13 protein-coding genes are annotated in these 16,098 nt (G+C 44.1%); 3 read left to right on the forward strand and 10 right to left on the reverse strand.

The window, feature by feature from the left end; translation table 11 throughout:
• Positions 1 to 74 precede the first annotated feature (74 nt).
• Genes GCHA_RS03895 through GCHA_RS03905 form a run of 3 tightly spaced genes read right to left on the reverse strand, consistent with a single transcriptional unit; the run spans position 75 to position 2,863 of the window.
• Positions 75 to 1,355 (reverse strand): TRAP transporter large permease, encoded by a 1,281-nt coding sequence (locus tag GCHA_RS03895; RefSeq protein WP_007985258.1) that lies wholly within the window; start codon positions 1,353 to 1,355, stop codon positions 75 to 77.
• On the reverse strand, positions 1,355 to 1,882 hold the full coding sequence (locus tag GCHA_RS03900; protein ID WP_007985259.1) for a TRAP transporter small permease: 528 nt from the start codon (positions 1,880 to 1,882) through the stop codon (positions 1,355 to 1,357). The genes GCHA_RS03895 and GCHA_RS03900 overlap by 1 nt, the downstream gene beginning before the upstream one ends.
• A gap of 3 nt (positions 1,883 to 1,885) precedes the next feature.
• The gene (locus tag GCHA_RS03905) at positions 1,886 to 2,863 is read right to left on the reverse strand and encodes a sialic acid TRAP transporter substrate-binding protein SiaP (protein ID WP_007985261.1); all 978 of its coding nucleotides are present in this window, start codon (positions 2,861 to 2,863) and stop codon (positions 1,886 to 1,888) included.
• A 370-nt stretch (positions 2,864 to 3,233) separates the two neighbouring features.
• Between GCHA_RS03905 and GCHA_RS03910 the strand changes: the two genes are divergently transcribed.
• Positions 3,234 to 3,968 (forward strand): SDR family oxidoreductase, encoded by a 735-nt coding sequence (locus GCHA_RS03910; RefSeq protein WP_007985265.1) that lies wholly within the window; start codon positions 3,234 to 3,236, stop codon positions 3,966 to 3,968.
• A 244-nt stretch (positions 3,969 to 4,212) separates the two neighbouring features.
• The gene (locus GCHA_RS03915) at positions 4,213 to 4,845 is read left to right on the forward strand and encodes a sulfotransferase family 2 domain-containing protein (RefSeq protein ID WP_007985267.1); all 633 of its coding nucleotides are present in this window, start codon (positions 4,213 to 4,215) and stop codon (positions 4,843 to 4,845) included.
• A gap of 51 nt (positions 4,846 to 4,896) precedes the next feature.
• Here GCHA_RS03915 and GCHA_RS03920 read toward each other — a convergent pair whose 3' ends face one another.
• From GCHA_RS03920 to GCHA_RS03950, 6 genes are all read right to left on the reverse strand, one after another.
• Complete coding sequence (locus GCHA_RS03920) at positions 4,897 to 6,885, reverse strand: tetratricopeptide repeat-containing sulfotransferase family protein (RefSeq protein ID WP_007985270.1); 1,989 nt, start codon at positions 6,883 to 6,885, stop codon at positions 4,897 to 4,899.
• A gap of 221 nt (positions 6,886 to 7,106) precedes the next feature.
• Positions 7,107 to 9,746, reverse strand: a complete 2,640-nt coding sequence (locus GCHA_RS03925; RefSeq protein WP_007985272.1) for a TonB-dependent receptor — start codon at positions 9,744 to 9,746, stop codon at positions 7,107 to 7,109.
• 525 nt (positions 9,747 to 10,271) lie between these two features.
• Positions 10,272 to 12,338 (reverse strand): catalase, encoded by a 2,067-nt coding sequence (locus tag GCHA_RS03930; RefSeq protein WP_007985274.1) that lies wholly within the window; start codon positions 12,336 to 12,338, stop codon positions 10,272 to 10,274.
• A 412-nt stretch (positions 12,339 to 12,750) separates the two neighbouring features.
• Positions 12,751 to 13,038: a hypothetical protein gene (locus GCHA_RS03935; protein ID WP_007985279.1), complete on the reverse strand. Its 288-nt coding sequence runs from the start codon at positions 13,036 to 13,038 to the stop codon at positions 12,751 to 12,753.
• Positions 13,035 to 13,505 carry a DUF4405 domain-containing protein gene (locus GCHA_RS03940; protein ID WP_007985281.1) on the reverse strand — a complete coding sequence of 157 codons (471 nt, stop codon included), beginning with the start codon at positions 13,503 to 13,505 and terminating at the stop codon, positions 13,035 to 13,037. Before GCHA_RS03940 ends, GCHA_RS03935 begins: the two co-directional genes overlap by 4 nt.
• Positions 13,506 to 13,813: 308 nt before the next feature.
• Positions 13,814 to 14,647, reverse strand: coding sequence for a mechanosensitive ion channel family protein (locus tag GCHA_RS03950; RefSeq protein WP_007985284.1), 834 nt, complete (start codon positions 14,645 to 14,647; stop codon positions 13,814 to 13,816).
• Between the two features lie 47 nt (positions 14,648 to 14,694).
• On the opposite strand from GCHA_RS03950, the gene GCHA_RS22985 reads away from it, so the two are divergent.
• Positions 14,695 to 14,853 carry a hypothetical protein gene (locus tag GCHA_RS22985; protein WP_007985286.1) on the forward strand — a complete coding sequence of 53 codons (159 nt, stop codon included), beginning with the start codon at positions 14,695 to 14,697 and terminating at the stop codon, positions 14,851 to 14,853.
• Between the two features lie 191 nt (positions 14,854 to 15,044).
• On the opposite strand, the gene GCHA_RS03955 is transcribed toward GCHA_RS22985, so the two are convergent.
• Positions 15,045 to 16,043, reverse strand: coding sequence for an aminoglycoside 6-adenylyltransferase (locus GCHA_RS03955; protein ID WP_226992042.1), 999 nt, complete (start codon positions 16,041 to 16,043; stop codon positions 15,045 to 15,047).
• Positions 16,044 to 16,098: the final 55 nt, after the last annotated feature.

Here is a 16,098-nt window from a genome sequence, read left to right on the forward strand (position 1 = left end):
TTAGTTTCTGGGTATTTTAAAGTGTCGTTAGCACGCCCACTCCCCCGCCCATGGGCGCATTTTTTTTCGCAATTTTATGGGTATAACACTGATGGTAACCACAGCGTCAGCTGCGGGATAAAGGTGACGAGCAGCAAAACAAAAAGCAGTGGTACTAAGAAAGGAAAGGTTGCCCGAGCGCACGTTTCGAACGGTACCTGCGTCACCCTAGATAATACATAGAGCACCATCCCAACGGGCGGTGTCAACAAACCAATCATCAAGTTCAACACCATCATTACCCCGAAATGAACTGGATCTATGCCTAAACTCACCGCGACGGGCAGCAACACTGGGGTCAAGATCGTTATCGCGGCTATAGTTTCCATAAAACAACCAACAATGAATAAGATCAAGGTGATCAGCAATAGTATCGCCACTTTACTGTCAGTAAATGCAAGCATCCATTGGGTGAAGTTTTCAGTTATGTGTTGTGTGGTCAGCACCCAAGAAAAAATCGCGGCACCGCCTATGATCAACATAATAATGCTTGTCGTTTCAATGGTTTCAATACTCAACGCCAGAAGCTTTTTAATGGTGAGCGTTCGGTAAACAACCGCACCTAAAAATAATGCGTACGCACTTGCTGCAATAGCCGCTTCCGTCGCGGTAAACAAGCCAAACAAAATGCCACCAATAATCAACACAGGGGTCATCAAAGATAAAAACGCGCGGCTAAATGTTGTCGTACAGCGCAGCACAGAGAAACCTGAATCCTTTGGATAATTGCGCTTCTTAGCATACCAAGCCACCATCAACATCAACGCAAGCGCCATGATCAGGCCAGGGATCATCCCTGCGGCAAATAACTGACCAATAGAAGCAGAAGACATCACAGCGTAAATAATCAGCGGCAAACTAGGCGGAATGATAGGCCCGATAGTTGACGATGCCGCCGTTACACCAACAGCAAAACCTGCGTCATAGCCTTTATCCCGCATCGCTTTGACTTCAATGGCGCCTAACCCGCCAGCATCGGCAACCGCCGCACCTGACATACCCGCAAACAGAATTGATGCCCCAACATTGACGTGTCCTAAACCACCGCGCAACCACCCTACTAGCGCATTAGCAAAATCAAATATTCGCTGGGTGATGCCAGCTGAGTTCATTAAGGCTCCCGCCAGCACAAAGAAGGGAATAGACAACAAAGGGAAGCTATTCATCCCCCCTACCATGCTGTGCAGCACCACTAAGTTTGGTATATCTCCATCCAGCGAAATGGCCAACAGTGAAGAGAGGATCAATGCAAACGCCACCGGAGTGCCAATAGCGATAAGCACAATGAGGGATATAAACAACACAAGAACGATCATTACTTTACCGCCTTATGCGAGAATGAGGAACATACTGCACGCCAGCTCGATTTCACCACCATTGCACTTCGAACAAACATAAGTAACAAACAACCGCACATCAGGGCATAAACCCAACCAATTGAAACAGGCAAAGATGCTAGGCTGTATGCGTGCAGTGAAATAGCGATTTGCCCTGCGTAAAACAGCAACAGCAAGACCACAAGTAGATTGAGCATGGCGATGCACATTTTCGTGATATTCAACGCCTTGACAGATAGATAGCGGTGCAACAAGGTAACGCCAATATGCGCATCGTTGCGACTGGCAATACTTGCCCCCGAAAAAGCCAGCAGAATAAGCAGATAACGCGCAATTTCTTCAGACCAACCTAATGATGCACTCAAAGCATAGCGACTAAAGAATTGCGCAAACAATAAGACAGCCAAGCCCCAAAATATGATCAAGCTTAAGATGTCTTCGCTTTTAAACGCTTGCTTGCTCGTCAATGTTTCACTTGGAAGCGTTTCACTATCAATCAGAGACATAATCTATTCTTCAACTTGATTTAATTGCAACAGACGGTCGTAATTTTGCTGACCGATCGTGGTGATAAAGGGTTTGTGCATTGGTAACGTTGCTTGGCGAAACACACTTTTATTTACCTGATGAACACTAACGCCATGTTGTTCAAACCAGGTGATCAATTCTTCTTCGTGGGCGCGGGTTTCTTGGGAAACATTCAAAGCAGCTTCTTGTAATACTTGTTCGAAAATGAGTCGATCGCTTGGGCTCAAGCGTTTCCAACGACGCTGACTAACAATAGTGACATTGGAGCCAAGCATATGCCCCGTTAGGCTGATATGTTTTTGCACTTCGAACAGTTTTTTAGCTTTTATGGTTGGTAACGGGTTTTCTTGCGCATCAACAACCCCTTGTTGCAAAGCCATATACACTTCAGAAAACGCAATAGGTGTGGGGTTAGCATTGACCGCCTGAGGGAACAACTTGAATATCCTGGCGTTAGGTACGCGTATTTTCAGCCCCTGCATATCGTCTAATTCGTTAACAGGCACATTGGCACTGACATGACGCTCACCATAATAATTGTTAGCAACAATATGATTACCTTGGGTTTTCTCACTGTAGCCGTGCGCCAGCTCTTTAAACAAAGTGCTATTGTTAAATTTTACCCAATGGTCGTATCCGGCATAAATATACGGCATATCGGTAATCGCAAAAGGCGGGTAGAGCTGGGCAATGAAACTCGTTCCCGTGTAGATAATATCCACACTGCCTAAGCGAAGACTTTCATTTAGTGCCGCTTCTTTACCTAACATAGAGACCGGAAATACATCTATTTCGTAGCGCCCATTGGTGCGCTCTGCTATTTGCTTTGCAGCCCAAAGCGCCCATTTGTGCAGTGGCTCGCTGGTTTCATATACATGACCCCAGTACAATTTCTCTGGTTTAGCCCCTGCCCCAATAGGCAACAATAACAAGGCACACAAAACACAACGAAACAGCATTTAACAACTCAAACAGTAGCAAAGAAAACTATTATTAGTTAATTGTTAACAATTGTAAAGGTGTTGTTATGGTTGTGAAACAGACTGCTCAATGACCAGAGCAACATCAAAGCAAGGGGCGTTAACGTGAATTCTCACCCTTGAGCCCGAGAGTAGGCTAGGCAAAGGCAAGGTTTTTAATTGATCAATTATTCTTGTATGTGGCTTAGTTTTCATCAGTTACCGCCAACTCATATGAGTAAAAAGCACACTGATTCGATGATGAACACAGTGTATCCAAGGAATTGTAAGATTAATTTTCCATTTATTATCTTGACGGATTAACCCTGTAAGCTGACATCGTTTTCAACCATTTTACTAGGAGTCGAACATGTCATTATCTAAAGTCGCGTTAGTCACAGGGGGCTCAAAAGGCATCGGAGCCGGGATTGTACGCAGATTGTCTGCAGATGGCTTTGCTGTCGCGATCAACTACTCTAAAAATCCTGAACCTGCAGAAGCCTTGGTAGCAGAATTAAAAGAAGCTGGCGCCCGCTCTTTTGCCATTAAATGTAATGTCGCCAACTCAGATGACGTGACGCATATGTTCAATAGCATTGAAAACGAACTAGGTCCTATAAACATATTAATCAATAACGCAGGGATAATGATCAATGCACCCGTTGCACAAAGTGAAGAAGTGCATTTCGATGAGCAAATTGCGGTTAACCTTAAAGGCACGTTCAACACGCTTAAACAAGCCGCTAACCGTATGCCAAATGGCGGACGCATTGTGAACATTTCCACCAGCGTGGTCGGTTTAAAATTAGAAAGTTATGGCATCTACGCAGCAACAAAATCGGCAGTAGAAACGCTCAGCGCCATTTTAAGCAAAGAATTACGTGGCAGAGAAATTACCGTCAATACAGTAGCCCCAGGCCCAACAGGCACAGATTTGTTTTTGAACGGTAAATCACAAGAAATGATTGATCGTCTAGCCAACATGAGTCCCTTAGAGCGATTAGGTACCCCAGAAGATATTGCCAATGCAGTGGCGTTCTTGGTCGGCCCTGATGGCGCTTGGATAAACGGCCAAGTATTAAGAGCTAACGGCGGGCTGGTATAAATTTACTTTCTTCGATAACGCCATTGCCTACCATCTATCGGGGGAAGTATTAATGCCCCCCGTTCATCTTATTTCTTGTGGTCAGTCTTTTTACGCGCGGAATCAGCGACAAAACTTTACCTAATCATGGAGATCTTCAGCATTTTTAGTTAACGTCATACAACTTACTCACGTGTTTGCTAATGTCGTACTGGATCCTTTATTTCTGGCGGCTTTGCCAAACTAACGATGAACTGAGTGAAAAATGTTGCTAAATCACCGCTATAAGTTTTTATATATACATATTGCTAAAACGGGCGGTACTAGCGTTCGCTCAGTGCTGAATAAGTTACGTTGGCACGACCCTATGTACTACCTTATGTTTCCTTGTCATAAGTTAAGTAACTTTTCTGGGCATACAACTGCGACTAAATTTCCGCGACATTCAGGCGTGATAGCTGCCAAAGAGATGCTCCCTGACAACTTTTTCAATCAACTGTATAAATTTGGCTTTGTACGCAATCCTTGGGATTTACAAGTTTCTTCTTATCACCATATTCAGCGAGAGAAACCCCATCAACTTAAAGGGATTAAAAATTTCAGTGAGTTTATCAAATACAAATTTGATCCCTCTCGTCCTTATATCTTTCATTTTGATATCGCGACTAAGTTACAAAGCGATCACTTGGTGGATTTAGAAGGGAACATCATTGTCGACTTTATTGGACGTTATGAAACGTTGAAAGACGATTTTAATACCATCGGCAAACAGCTTGGTTTGAAAAATAATGGCCTACCGCATAAACGAAAAGCAACTGACCGCAAGAAAGATTATCGCAGTTACTATGATGATGAATCTATCGAAACAGTAGCAAAACACTATAAAAAAAGATATTGAGTTACTTAACTATCAATTTGAATAGAGATAGTTACGGTAACCCAATCTGTTTTAACCTGATGCTAAGACCTTTTTCAACGGTTGCAGATGGGCATCAAAGTGCTTCCATTGGTCCATCCCTGAGCGATAAATAGGTTGTCTGACTTGTTCCGAACTCGGGGTTTTAATCGCTCGCTCTGTTTTGTGAAAATCAATACACTGCTGCTCAAATGGTAAACCACAAAAGTCTAGAATGCGCTCAACCTGCCCTTGCAGATCGTCAATCAAGGTTTCGTGTTGCACCCTTAAAACAAAACCAGGTAACACCGCATCCCAGTGCGCCATCAGTGTTTCGTATGCTCGGTAATAGCGCCCAATATCTTCAAGCCCATAGGAAAACTCTTGGCCGTCACCAAACAGCTGTTTAAAGCCACTGAAACAACACGCCATTGGGTCGCGTCTTGCGTCAATTATTTTGGCGTTAGGCAATATCAATTTAATTAAACCGATGTGTAAAAAGTTATTCGGCATTTTATCGATGAAAAACGCGGCTCCTCCTCTATAAACCTGAGTATCGCTTAAATATTTCTGCCCGAAGCGAGCAAAATAATCTGTATCGAGACTGGCTAGTATTTGCGGGTATTGTTGCTTTTGGCCTTGTAGCTTTGAGGCTAAGCCCAAAATGTCGTGTAGCTCCATGGTGCCATCTACTTGAGAGTGAGACGCCAAAATCTGTTCTAGTAAAGTAGAGCCGGCTCTAGGTAAGCCAACGATAAAAATGGGATCGCTACTTTGATCGCCTACCGCTTTTAAACGGTCAAATAATTCCGCATCGCAGGTATCTATCTGTTTAGCCACCTGTTTTTCAAACACCTCAGGTTGGTATTTGATTTGCTGTTGTTTGAGCTGATTCCCCCGAGTATAGTGCTTAAAGGCAGCGTCATAGTCTTGTCGATCTTCAAGGGATTTACCTAAAGCGAAGTGCAGATGAATTTTATCATTTTGACTGACCTTTTTTTGTGTCACTAGCTGTTCCATCGAGGCCAGTTCAGCATCGTTAAAGCGATAGCTTTTGGTGTTGGCTAAGCTCCAGTACGCATCTCCTAATTCAGGATTAAAACGATAGGCAGATTGATAAGCATTAATTGTCCCGGGTAAATCACCGAATGCCTTTAACGCGTGGCCTAATAAAATTTGGATGCCAGGCTGATCTTGATTCTTCGCCAGTACGCCTTGGTAAATCGAAATAGCCTCTTTTACCTCGCCGAGGCCGACCATAGCACTGGCTTTTGCACTCAGTAAAACAGTACTGTCTGGGGTTTTGGCTAGCAGTTTATCTGCCAATACTTTTGCGTCTTCGAACTTGGCCATTTTTGCCAATAACTGCAAATAAGTTAAGCCTGCCCCGCTGTGGTCTGGGTACAAAGCCAAGCAACTGCTTAAGATAAAGTCCGCTTCACCGTATACCTTAAGTTGAATTCCAATTTCGGCCAGTAACAACATCGCTTCTGGATGATGTTTATTGGCTTGCAAGAACTGTCGACACACTTTGTCTGCACTGTGTAAATCACCCTCGCACATTAAATCTTTAGCCCCGAGAATAGGCTTGGGTAACGCTGCTAAGTAATCAATTTGCGCTTGTGCTATTGTGGCAGCCTTAACGTTCCCCTGCTGAATATAAAGCGGCTGCAATGCTCGCCAACTTGATAACAATGCGGGGTTTAGTTGGGTCGCTTGATAAAACGCCTGCGCCGACTTTTGCTGCTCTTGCAGTGCACTATATATATAACCATTTTCTTGCCATGCTCTTGCATGCTCTGGGCTACTTTCTAGTAAACGAGCGTTTGACGCTAACGCTTGCTGAAAATCGCCATTTAAACGCTGGGCTACGACCAATAAATACAGTAATTCACTTTGCTCGGGCGGCATTAACTCGTTTTCCAACTGTCGCTGACACGTGTTAATTGCTTGGCTAAATTTGGCCTGTTGAATCTGTGCTTTTATGCCACTTATCACCTCGCGTGTTACCGCGTGCGCTTGAGGTGTATTCTGGTTACTCAATTTGCCACTCCGTTTGTATTCTTGAACTCGGTTATTGAAGCCTGGTGTGTTGAAGACCTGTTTTCGAACGTCTAGTTTCTCTACCCTGCTTTTTAACAAAAACGGGTTAAGTGCAGCAATGACTGATTAAGTAGCGGCTGCGGATCGAAACAAGCTACATTAAGAAAGGCAAGCCGAACTGGGCTTGCCTTTCTTTGTATTACTAACGTCTTTAGGTCAAATTAAAAGAAGTCGTAAGACAATCTTAACCCTACGGTACGCGGTCTATTAGATACAATTTTAGGCGTGTACTGCTGGGCATCGATGTACAAAATGGCGCTCTTATCGGTTAGATTATCAATAAAGATTTCAGCTTTCCATTCATCGTTGGTGATACCAAAAGCAAGGTTAGCCAAAATGTAGCTATCTTGAATGTAGCGTCCACCTTGGATAGTCTCGCCGTTTGAATCTGCATACGTTACCCCTTCGTACACGGCCGCTTCACGTTCAATACTTAAGCCCGTTCCCGCGCCATAAACTAGCTGCGCTGCATCTTCAAGAGCATAAGCGTCCATGGACATGCTGGCTAAACGGTCGCCCGTGTAGCTGATTGAGCCATTGATATAACCTGTTAACCCACCCTCTAACTCATAGAAGTATTGCGCACGAATATTCCCTGAAAAGTCAGCCGAGTAAGGTAATTTACTTCCTACCGGTGGCGCAATGCCATCTAATGCATCGTTAATGCTGGTCAATTCTGTGTCCAGTACGCTAAATGCTGCATTGATAATGAGGTTGTCTGTGGCTAACCAAGTTAAATCAGCGTCAATACCGCGAATTTCAGCATCACCTACGTTATCGGTAAACACCAAAAAGCTAATGTTGGTAGGGTCATAGCGTGATGTTTGTAAATCGCTGATTTCAGAGTAAAACGCGGTAGCGTTGACCCGTAAGATTCCGTCAAGGAAGTCACCTTTAATCCCGAATTCATAGTTATCCAGCTCATCCGTTGTAGAATACACTGGGATACGGAAGTTCTCGAATGCGCCCGTTTGATTTGTCGCCAAACCACCACCAACTCGGTTGGTCACAGGTGGGCGGAACCCCTCAGAATAGGTCGCAAATACCAAAATATCTTCGTTTACTTTCCAATCAACTGAAGCTTTAAGAATGATATCGTCAACGGTAAGTGTGCCGTTGTCGTCTAACAAATCAACTTCCAGTTGACCGTTTGCTATTGCATCTATCACTCCATCATCGATACCCGCTAGTGCATCAGGGTCTTGAGTACCGAATGCACGTAGACGACCGCTAACGTCAACTGTTGTGGTAGAGCCTTTGTACGTATCTTGAATCTCATACCAGCGGGCGCCGAATGTCGCAGTAATATCATCGGTTAAGTCATATTCTACTTGGCCAAATACGGCAATCTGGTCAATGTCATGTTGAATGTCATTAACGAAACTAATGCTTGGCTCAAATGGCCCACCGTTTGAATTGATACCTTCCGAGCCCACTAAAGTAGCCGCTAGGTTTTGGAACTTTTCGGTGCTCGCAATATTAAATTTACCCACTGAATTGAGTTCTTGTTCATCGTAAAACACACCAGCGGTTAGGCGCCATACGTTATCGGTAGGAGTATTGAAGCGTAGCTCATGGGTAATACGCGTGCTGTCGGTTTTTTCCTTGTAGTATTTGGTCGGATCTAAGCAACGCTCGTCTTCTGGCGCCACATCACCACCATAATTACACACATAATAAGCCGAGAATAAACCACCATTGGTATAGCCTGTGTAATCAATGGTTGAATCAATCGAACGGTCTAAATAGCCACCGGTATAAACGATATCTAGTTTGTCTAAACGACCCTCTAAGGTCCAGGTAGTCAAACCGAATTCATCATCATTGTCCTCAGGTACAAAACGGTTGGTTGAGGTTTCACCATCCAAGTTAGGGTCATAAGCGAATACCCCTTCAGTACTGAGTGTTTGCTGAGTATGTTGAACAAGCAAGTCCCAATCTTCATTGATGATATAAGACAAACCAAAACGCGCTCCAGAGTAGACAGCATCATTGAAATCATCTTCGACCAACGCATCATTTTCAGGAGAGACCACAGGCGTGTTTTCAGGGTCGCTAAGCACACCACCAGAGATTCTATCAATAACGACAGCACTGCCGATATAACCGCCATTGGCAGGGTCGTTACGAATGTTATCAATCCAACCGCCTTGGTTGTCTGTGTATGCCGCCACGCGCAGTGCTAAGTCATCTGATACTGCGAAGTTCATAAAGGCTTCAACAGAGTTACTCATTTCACCGCCTTTGGTGAAACTGGTGCTCGTGTCTACACCTGCAGCAAAACCGCTATGATCAGGTTTATTGGTGATTAACCGTACTGTACCTGATTGTGAGCTAGCCCCAAACAGCGTGCCTTGTGGCCCAGGCAATACTTCGATGCGCTGCATATCGGTGGCGTAGATATCTAGGTTTCGCCCCTGCATAGAAACAGGTTGTTCGTCTAAATAGAATGCCACTGAAGGTTGTAATGCCTGTACTGAGGAAACTGAGATATTACTTTGGGTGGTCGCAGCACCGCGAATATAAATCTCATTTTGACCAGGTCCTGTCCCCTGAAAGGTCACATTTGGAAGAAACTCGACATATTCTTGAAAGTTATCCACACCAAGATTCTCTAACGCTTCTCCGTTAAGGGCAGTCACTGACACTGGAATATCTTGAATGGACTCTGAGCGTTTTGTAGCGGTAACTTCAATGGTTTCTATGCTTGCTTTGCCTGCTTTAGGTGCCGCTTCTTGTGCATACACAGAAGTGGTCGCAAGCGCGGCGACAACCGCGTAGCTTAATTTAGATATTTTCATGCTTTATTTGCCTTGTGTGATCTAGTTTATGTGTTACTAGTTGAGTATTTTTTTAGGGTAAAAACCTGTTTATTTTTTATTCTACAGTATGATTTTAAAGGAATAACGCTAAAGCGCAAAAATAGTTTCAATACAAATCAATAGAGCTCAACGAAAACACCCTTCAAAATAGGTCAAAAAGGGATAACTCTTTTATGATTAGTCACTTAAAGGACAAAAAACAATAGGTTCGCTGGTTAACCCACAATATTTTAGGCATTTGTTTCGTAAACGAATTATTTCACCACTACTGATTAAAAGACTTTGAGTGTCTATTTAAGCAGCAAAATGTACGCCTATGCTGAGTGAGGGATGGTATATAAATTAATCAGTTGTGCGGAATTAACATGCCAATTAAGTGCAAATTAATCTATAAAAAAAGGCCGGGAACCGGCCTTACTGATTAGGTTTAATAAAGTTACTGATTAACGCATAAGCGCGTTTAGCTTTAACGAAGCCATTCACCTGAATGAATTCGTAATACTACTAACGTGACCAGTAACGTAGGTCTCGCAGAGTTTCGATGAAGTCACTAGCAGAGGTCTTATCTAGGTCAACCCAACCCGCATCTATTTTGTCATTTAACCCTGCGGCTTTTATTAATGCCGATGCTTCATCGGTGTGCCCGATGAATTTCATATGGGCATATGCGTCGCTCACAAAATCTTTAGCTTCAGGGATTTCGGCAAGTTGTTTTGCCTGCTCTTTTGTCACCAGAATCAACACGGCGTCGTAAAGCACAGAAGGGCCACCATCAATAACTTGTTGCGCTGCAATGTGTTTACCTTTACTACAGGTGACGCCACCTACTTGCGGTGCGACTACCTCATAATTTGCACCTTCTTTCTCAAGCGCCTGTTTAATCGATGCAAAGATGTCCGCATCTGCCCCGTCACTCATCAAAATACCGAGCTTACGACCTTTAAACGTTTTTCCTGAGTTTTTCAAAATACTCAGTGCATCAGACACAGGCAAATCTTGGCGGGTTTTCATAGCAGCTTCAGCCGGCTCAGGCATGTCTTTTATACCTAATCCCTCAGCTACCTTGTTGGCCAAGGTCGTGTCGATATTTAACAGGTGCGAAACAATACGCTCACGAATGGGTAAGTGCTCAACCTTAGACAATTCGAACTTTAAGGCATTTTGCATATGTTGCTGCTCAATCTCCGTCTGACTCATATAAAACTGCCTAGCTTGGCTGTAGTGATCAGCGAACGTCTCAGAACGATAGCGCGTCTTATCGCCGCTTATCTGCTCAGAAGAGCTTTTAAACCCGTGGGCTGGGCAGGCTCTAGGGTTATTTTCCCCTCCATCCCAAGAGTTAGGCTCATAATTGACTCGGCCTTTGGGATTCGTCATCGCCATGTGCCCATCTTGCTGTAAGTGACGCATAGGGCATTTCGGCGCATTGACCGGAATATGCGTGAAATTAGGGCCACCTAGGCGTTTGACTTGAGTGTCTAGATAGGAAAAGTTGCGCCCTTGGAGTAGAGGGTCTTGGGTAAAGTCTAAGCCAGGAACAATGTTCTGCGTGCAGAAGGCTACCTGTTCAGTCTCAGCGAAAAAATTGTCTACTACGCGATCGAGCACCATTCGACCGACCATTTTCACAGGTACTTGCTCTTCAGGAATAAGCTTAGTTGCATCAAATACGTCAAATTCGAATTCATCAGCAAACTTCTGATCAAAAACCTGGACCCCTAATTCCCATTCTGGGTAATCGCCCTGACCTATGGCTTGCCACATGTCTCGGCGATGAAAATCCGGATCAGCACCGTTAAGTTTCAGCGCCTCGTTCCATACAACTGATTGCATTCCACCTTTAGGCTTCCAGTGGAATTTAACAAATTTTTCTTCGCCTTGTGCATTGATAAATTTGAATGTATGAACACCGAAACCTTCCATGAAACGCAGCGAACGCGGAATGGCTCTATCGGACATTATCCACATAACCATGTGAATTGACTCTGGTGATAAACTGATGAAATCCCAAAAGTTATCATGGGCTGTTTGCGCTTGGGGAAAACCTCTGTCGGGCTCAGCCTTTGCAGAATGAATTAGGTCGGGAAACTTCATCGCATCTTGAATAAAGAACACGGGAATGTTGTTCCCCACCAAATCCCAGTTACCTTCTTGGGTGTAAAATTTTACGGCGAATCCACGCACGTCACGGGCCAAATCGGGTGAACCTTTATTACCCGCAACCGTTGAAAAGCGCGCGAATACCGGTGTTTTCTCACCTTTTCGCTGGAAAATATCTGCACATGTTAAATCGTCAAGCGCTTCATAGGTCTCAAAAAAACCATGCGCACCATAACCTCGTGCGTGCACAACCCGCTCAGGGATACGCTCGTGGTCAAAATGAAATAACTTCTCTCTGAATACTTGATCCTCAAGTAAGGTCGGTCCGCGGACGCCTGCCTTTAATGAGTTTTGGTCGTCACTGATAGGACAACCCTGGGCGGTCGTCATCGTAGGATGAGATTCAGATGCGGGCTGATGAAGCTCTCCGCCGTTACCTTTATTTCCCGAAAATTTAAATGATTCAGTCATGGCTAGTCCTTCATTAAATTGAAAATAATAGAGTCGTCTCACTAGGTGCTCGAAATAAGCGTCTTACTGCGCGCGCTGCAGCGGGTAGTGCAAATTGAAGGCCAACGATGGCCGTGCCAATACAGGCCAGTTATTATTAGTATTAAAAAGAAATAAGCGAGAAAAACACAACAGAAAACACAGGTAATGAGGGTAAATATTGATACATATTTACTGCCTGCATGTAATTTTTACCAAACAGGGCTACACCAAGGAATCTGAAGTAAAAATGGAAAGAGAAACGAAGAAACACCAACAAAAATAAAAAAGCCCCCGTCAACAATTTGCACAGCGAAACGCCACGTTTAGGGAATCGCTGTTATTGCTGCAACAGGGGCTTCTGCGTTTTGGGCTAGTGGTTAGGGGCTAGGAGCTAGGCCTTTTTAGCGCGCCTTAACCACCTTAAAACCTTCATCAACAACAAAGACAATAGCAAGGGCACGCCTATCAACACCAATTCCTTGACGAACGGCAAAATGTAGCGCAAAGCGCTTGGTATACCTTTACCTTCACCACCTTCGCTACCGTGAGAATAACCTTGCTGATTTATCTGTGCGGCCCAGTCGGTCAACTCTAACGAAATCAATAGTATGCTGACCAAAATAGATATTGCCAGCACGACGAACGTTCGTGATTTCCAATGGTATTGTAAGTACTTCATGCCTTTGCCCTCTTTACACGCATACGCTTAGTGAGGTTGACTATCCAGCTCCAATGAAGGGCTAAGTGAACGCCTATCATTGGCATGATCAGCGTGGCTGAATCATGGTGGATCTTCGACCAAAAATCCTGAATATGCAGCTCTATATTTAAGGTAGGCAACAGTGCCACAGACACCAAAAAACCACTTACTGTGGCCAGTAACATCATTAAATACAGCAAATAATTCCACACTAAACTAAAACGCTCTTTTGCCGTTATTTTCTTGCTGAAACGTTTCGCACTTTGCTTTATCCAGTCCCAGTGCAGCAACAAATGCACAGCAAACGGCACTATAAACAATAAACTCAACCACTCATGGCCCGGCACGCCTGTCGATTGCGGAGCCGAAACAATCATAAAACTAACCAGTAATAATGTGTCCATCACATAACGGGTCTTCTGCAAATTTTGCATCCAATCTGACATTTTCTCTTTTACCTGTTTGTATTAACTCAACATCCACAAAGAGCTAATTTACAGAAATAGATGATATTATCAACTAAATTGATTTAATGCGGTTAACTTGGGGTTGTTGTACGACGTAGATAGCACAAGCTGCAGACAATTTGGCAGGTCGGCTAGGTACATAACAAATAGCCTATTCTGCATCAGAGAATGGCGCATGTTTTTAAAGCGCGGGGCAAAAGTATGAGCCAAGGCCCCGCCAAAACTGATTATGCTGAAATTAACTGCCATTAGCTTTATTGCCTAACTGCAGGCACAAAGCGGTATGACTATTCTGTTTTGTATAGGTGAACATCTCGCTGCGGGAACGGAATGCTAATACCTTCTTTATCAAAGGCTTTTTTAACCTTTTCTTGCATATCCCAGTAGTAGGGCCATAAATCATCTGTGGCAACCCATGGGCGAAACATCAAGTCGACTGAATTGTCACCCAACCCACCTACGCTAATCCTAGGTGCCGGGTCAGTTAACGAACGCTCATCTTCTTCAAACAAACGCTTTAAAATGTCTTTCGCTTTATCGATATCGTCACCGTAGCCTATGCCAAACGTCATGTCGCAGCGGCGTTTGTCATACACGCTAATATTGACCAAAGTGGCATTAGATAAGCTACCGTTAGGGATCACGATACGTCGATTATCAAATGTATTGACCACAGTATACAAAATCTGAATTTCGTTTACCGAGCCAATATAACCTTCGGCTTCAATAGTGTCGCCAACCTTGAATGGTTTGAAAATAAGAATGAGTACCCCACCAGCAAAATTGGCCAAACTGCCCTGTAACGCAAGGCCAATAGCCAAGCCGGCAGCACCAATAACGGCAATAAACGAAGTGGTTTCAATGCCTATCATAGAGGCGACCGAAATCAGTAGCATCACTTTCAACACTGCGCTGATTAACCCGCACAAAAACTTATTTAGGGTGGGGTCTTTCTTGCCTAGTCTTTTATCTAAAATGCCGACGAAGCGATTGATCAGCCATAAACCAACCACCAAGGTGACAATGGCTAATAGCAATTTGGGGGCATAGGTAAGCACAAGCGACAATGCATGGTCTAGTAATTCCGATACATCGATATTCGTTGAGAAAACGTCTTCCATTAAACAGCTCCTTAATTGTGTTGCGTAACTCATCAGGTATGACAAGCATGAGTGCCTCACTCGTCCTTTCAACCCGCGTTGATAAAGACAGAGAACAGATAAAGCGTTGGGGCTTCGGGCGTAAATTCAATACGCAGTACGATGAGTTGCAGGTAAACGCGACGCTTCACTTTACGCTAACAGGCTGTTTTACCTTAGTTATTTAAGCGCCAGAACCGTTTTGCGGCGAATAGTTATCAAAGAGGAATAAGGTAATTAAAGCAAGTAAGTAAGTAGGCCAAGGAGAACTAAAAAGCTAGGCAGATTGTAGCGGCCACAAAAGTTAACGACAACACGGGGATTGCAGGCGAAAATTGAACCCACAACAAACGCGTTAGGTGCTTAACAGCACAGCGCTTCAGACACGGCTCAAGTAATCTAACGCTGCACGTTGGGCTTTATGGTTCACTTGAACACATTCGCCTTCCCCCTCACATTCGTCCCCTTGCTCTGAGGCGTTTGAGCTTAGCATTTCGCGGTAATGCACATAAATATCAGCAAGTGCATACAAGCAAGATTGCAGGCTGGCTTTGTCTAAATTAGGCAGTATTCCCTTCAATTCAGCGGTTAACTCTGGTAGTTGCTGTTCGATACGACGAATACCGTTGGGTTCAAATCCATGGGCTTTTTTGGCTAATGGCGCGATCACCGTTTGACGCAGAAAAGAAATAAACTCTAACGTTTCGAAAAATTCACCCCGCCCTATCTTGGCTGCGCCATACTGTATCCACACCCAAAACCGGTCTTCAAACCACTGTAGGGTGTGCATCGGGTAATGCCCCTCAGCGCCGCGGTATATATCGCTTAGTTGGCCCTCTTTTTCCCAAAGCACGATGGGATTATCCACGCGCTGGGCAACATCAGGTAAAGCAACAAATTTCAGATCCACATGGAGTAACTCTTCTCCTTCTTGGTACAAACATATCAATACTCTGGGCTCACCTACGTGCTCGCCAGTAAAGCACGCCAGTAGCTCACCAAATGATTCCGCGAGGGCTTGTCGCTGGGTATATAGCATATCGTAGCTATCAGGTTTAACAGCCAGCACAAAATCAAGGTCGCTATATTGGTCTAATTCATTCGTTGATGCTGAGCCTGTTATTGACAAGCCCGCGAATTGTTCGTTTTGTTGAGTAATACGGATAATACGTTCAAGAAACGACAATTGATGAGGTAATGCGCTGGTCATCATTTTTAACATGGGAAATGCCCTCTTGCTACACACTTGCCACAAATAGATAGCCAAGATTCTCACAATCACTTGCGTAAACCAATCACTAAATTTGAGGGTATAAAACAAACCGTAATGTGTTAAGTAATCCCCCCACCCAAACGAGCGGTAATACATATTATCCATAGTAACCCATCGTCTTTTTTGTTATTGGTAGCGTATTGATTGTAAAAGCATAAGT

This window comes from Paraglaciecola chathamensis S18K6 (genome assembly GCA_000314955.1).
In the GTDB taxonomy this organism is placed as follows: Bacteria; Pseudomonadota; Gammaproteobacteria; order Enterobacterales; family Alteromonadaceae; genus Paraglaciecola; species Paraglaciecola chathamensis.

What these genes read in the sequence shown, in the direction of transcription:
- GCHA_RS03935 (WP_007985279.1), bottom strand. Translation starts at nt 13,038, where the DNA reads ATGAAGTACTTACAATACCATTGGAAATCACGAACGTTCGTCGTGCTG.
- GCHA_RS03910 (WP_007985265.1), top strand. Translation starts at nt 3,234, where the DNA reads ATGTCATTATCTAAAGTCGCGTTAGTCACAGGGGGCTCAAAAGGCATC.
- GCHA_RS03940 (WP_007985281.1), bottom strand. Translation starts at nt 13,505, where the DNA reads ATGTCAGATTGGATGCAAAATTTGCAGAAGACCCGTTATGTGATGGAC.
- GCHA_RS03955 (WP_226992042.1), bottom strand. Translation starts at nt 16,043, where the DNA reads ATGGATAATATGTATTACCGCTCGTTTGGGTGGGGGGATTACTTAACA.
- GCHA_RS03905 (WP_007985261.1), bottom strand. Translation starts at nt 2,863, where the DNA reads ATGCTGTTTCGTTGTGTTTTGTGTGCCTTGTTATTGTTGCCTATTGGG.
- GCHA_RS03900 (WP_007985259.1), bottom strand. Translation starts at nt 1,882, where the DNA reads ATGTCTCTGATTGATAGTGAAACGCTTCCAAGTGAAACATTGACGAGC.
- GCHA_RS03895 (WP_007985258.1), bottom strand. Translation starts at nt 1,355, where the DNA reads ATGATCGTTCTTGTGTTGTTTATATCCCTCATTGTGCTTATCGCTATT.
- GCHA_RS03925 (WP_007985272.1), bottom strand. Translation starts at nt 9,746, where the DNA reads ATGAAAATATCTAAATTAAGCTACGCGGTTGTCGCCGCGCTTGCGACC.
- GCHA_RS03930 (WP_007985274.1), bottom strand. Translation starts at nt 12,338, where the DNA reads ATGACTGAATCATTTAAATTTTCGGGAAATAAAGGTAACGGCGGAGAG.
- GCHA_RS03915 (WP_007985267.1), top strand. Translation starts at nt 4,213, where the DNA reads ATGTTGCTAAATCACCGCTATAAGTTTTTATATATACATATTGCTAAA.
- GCHA_RS03950 (WP_007985284.1), bottom strand. Translation starts at nt 14,647, where the DNA reads ATGGAAGACGTTTTCTCAACGAATATCGATGTATCGGAATTACTAGAC.
- GCHA_RS22985 (WP_007985286.1), top strand. Translation starts at nt 14,695, where the DNA reads ATGAGTGCCTCACTCGTCCTTTCAACCCGCGTTGATAAAGACAGAGAA.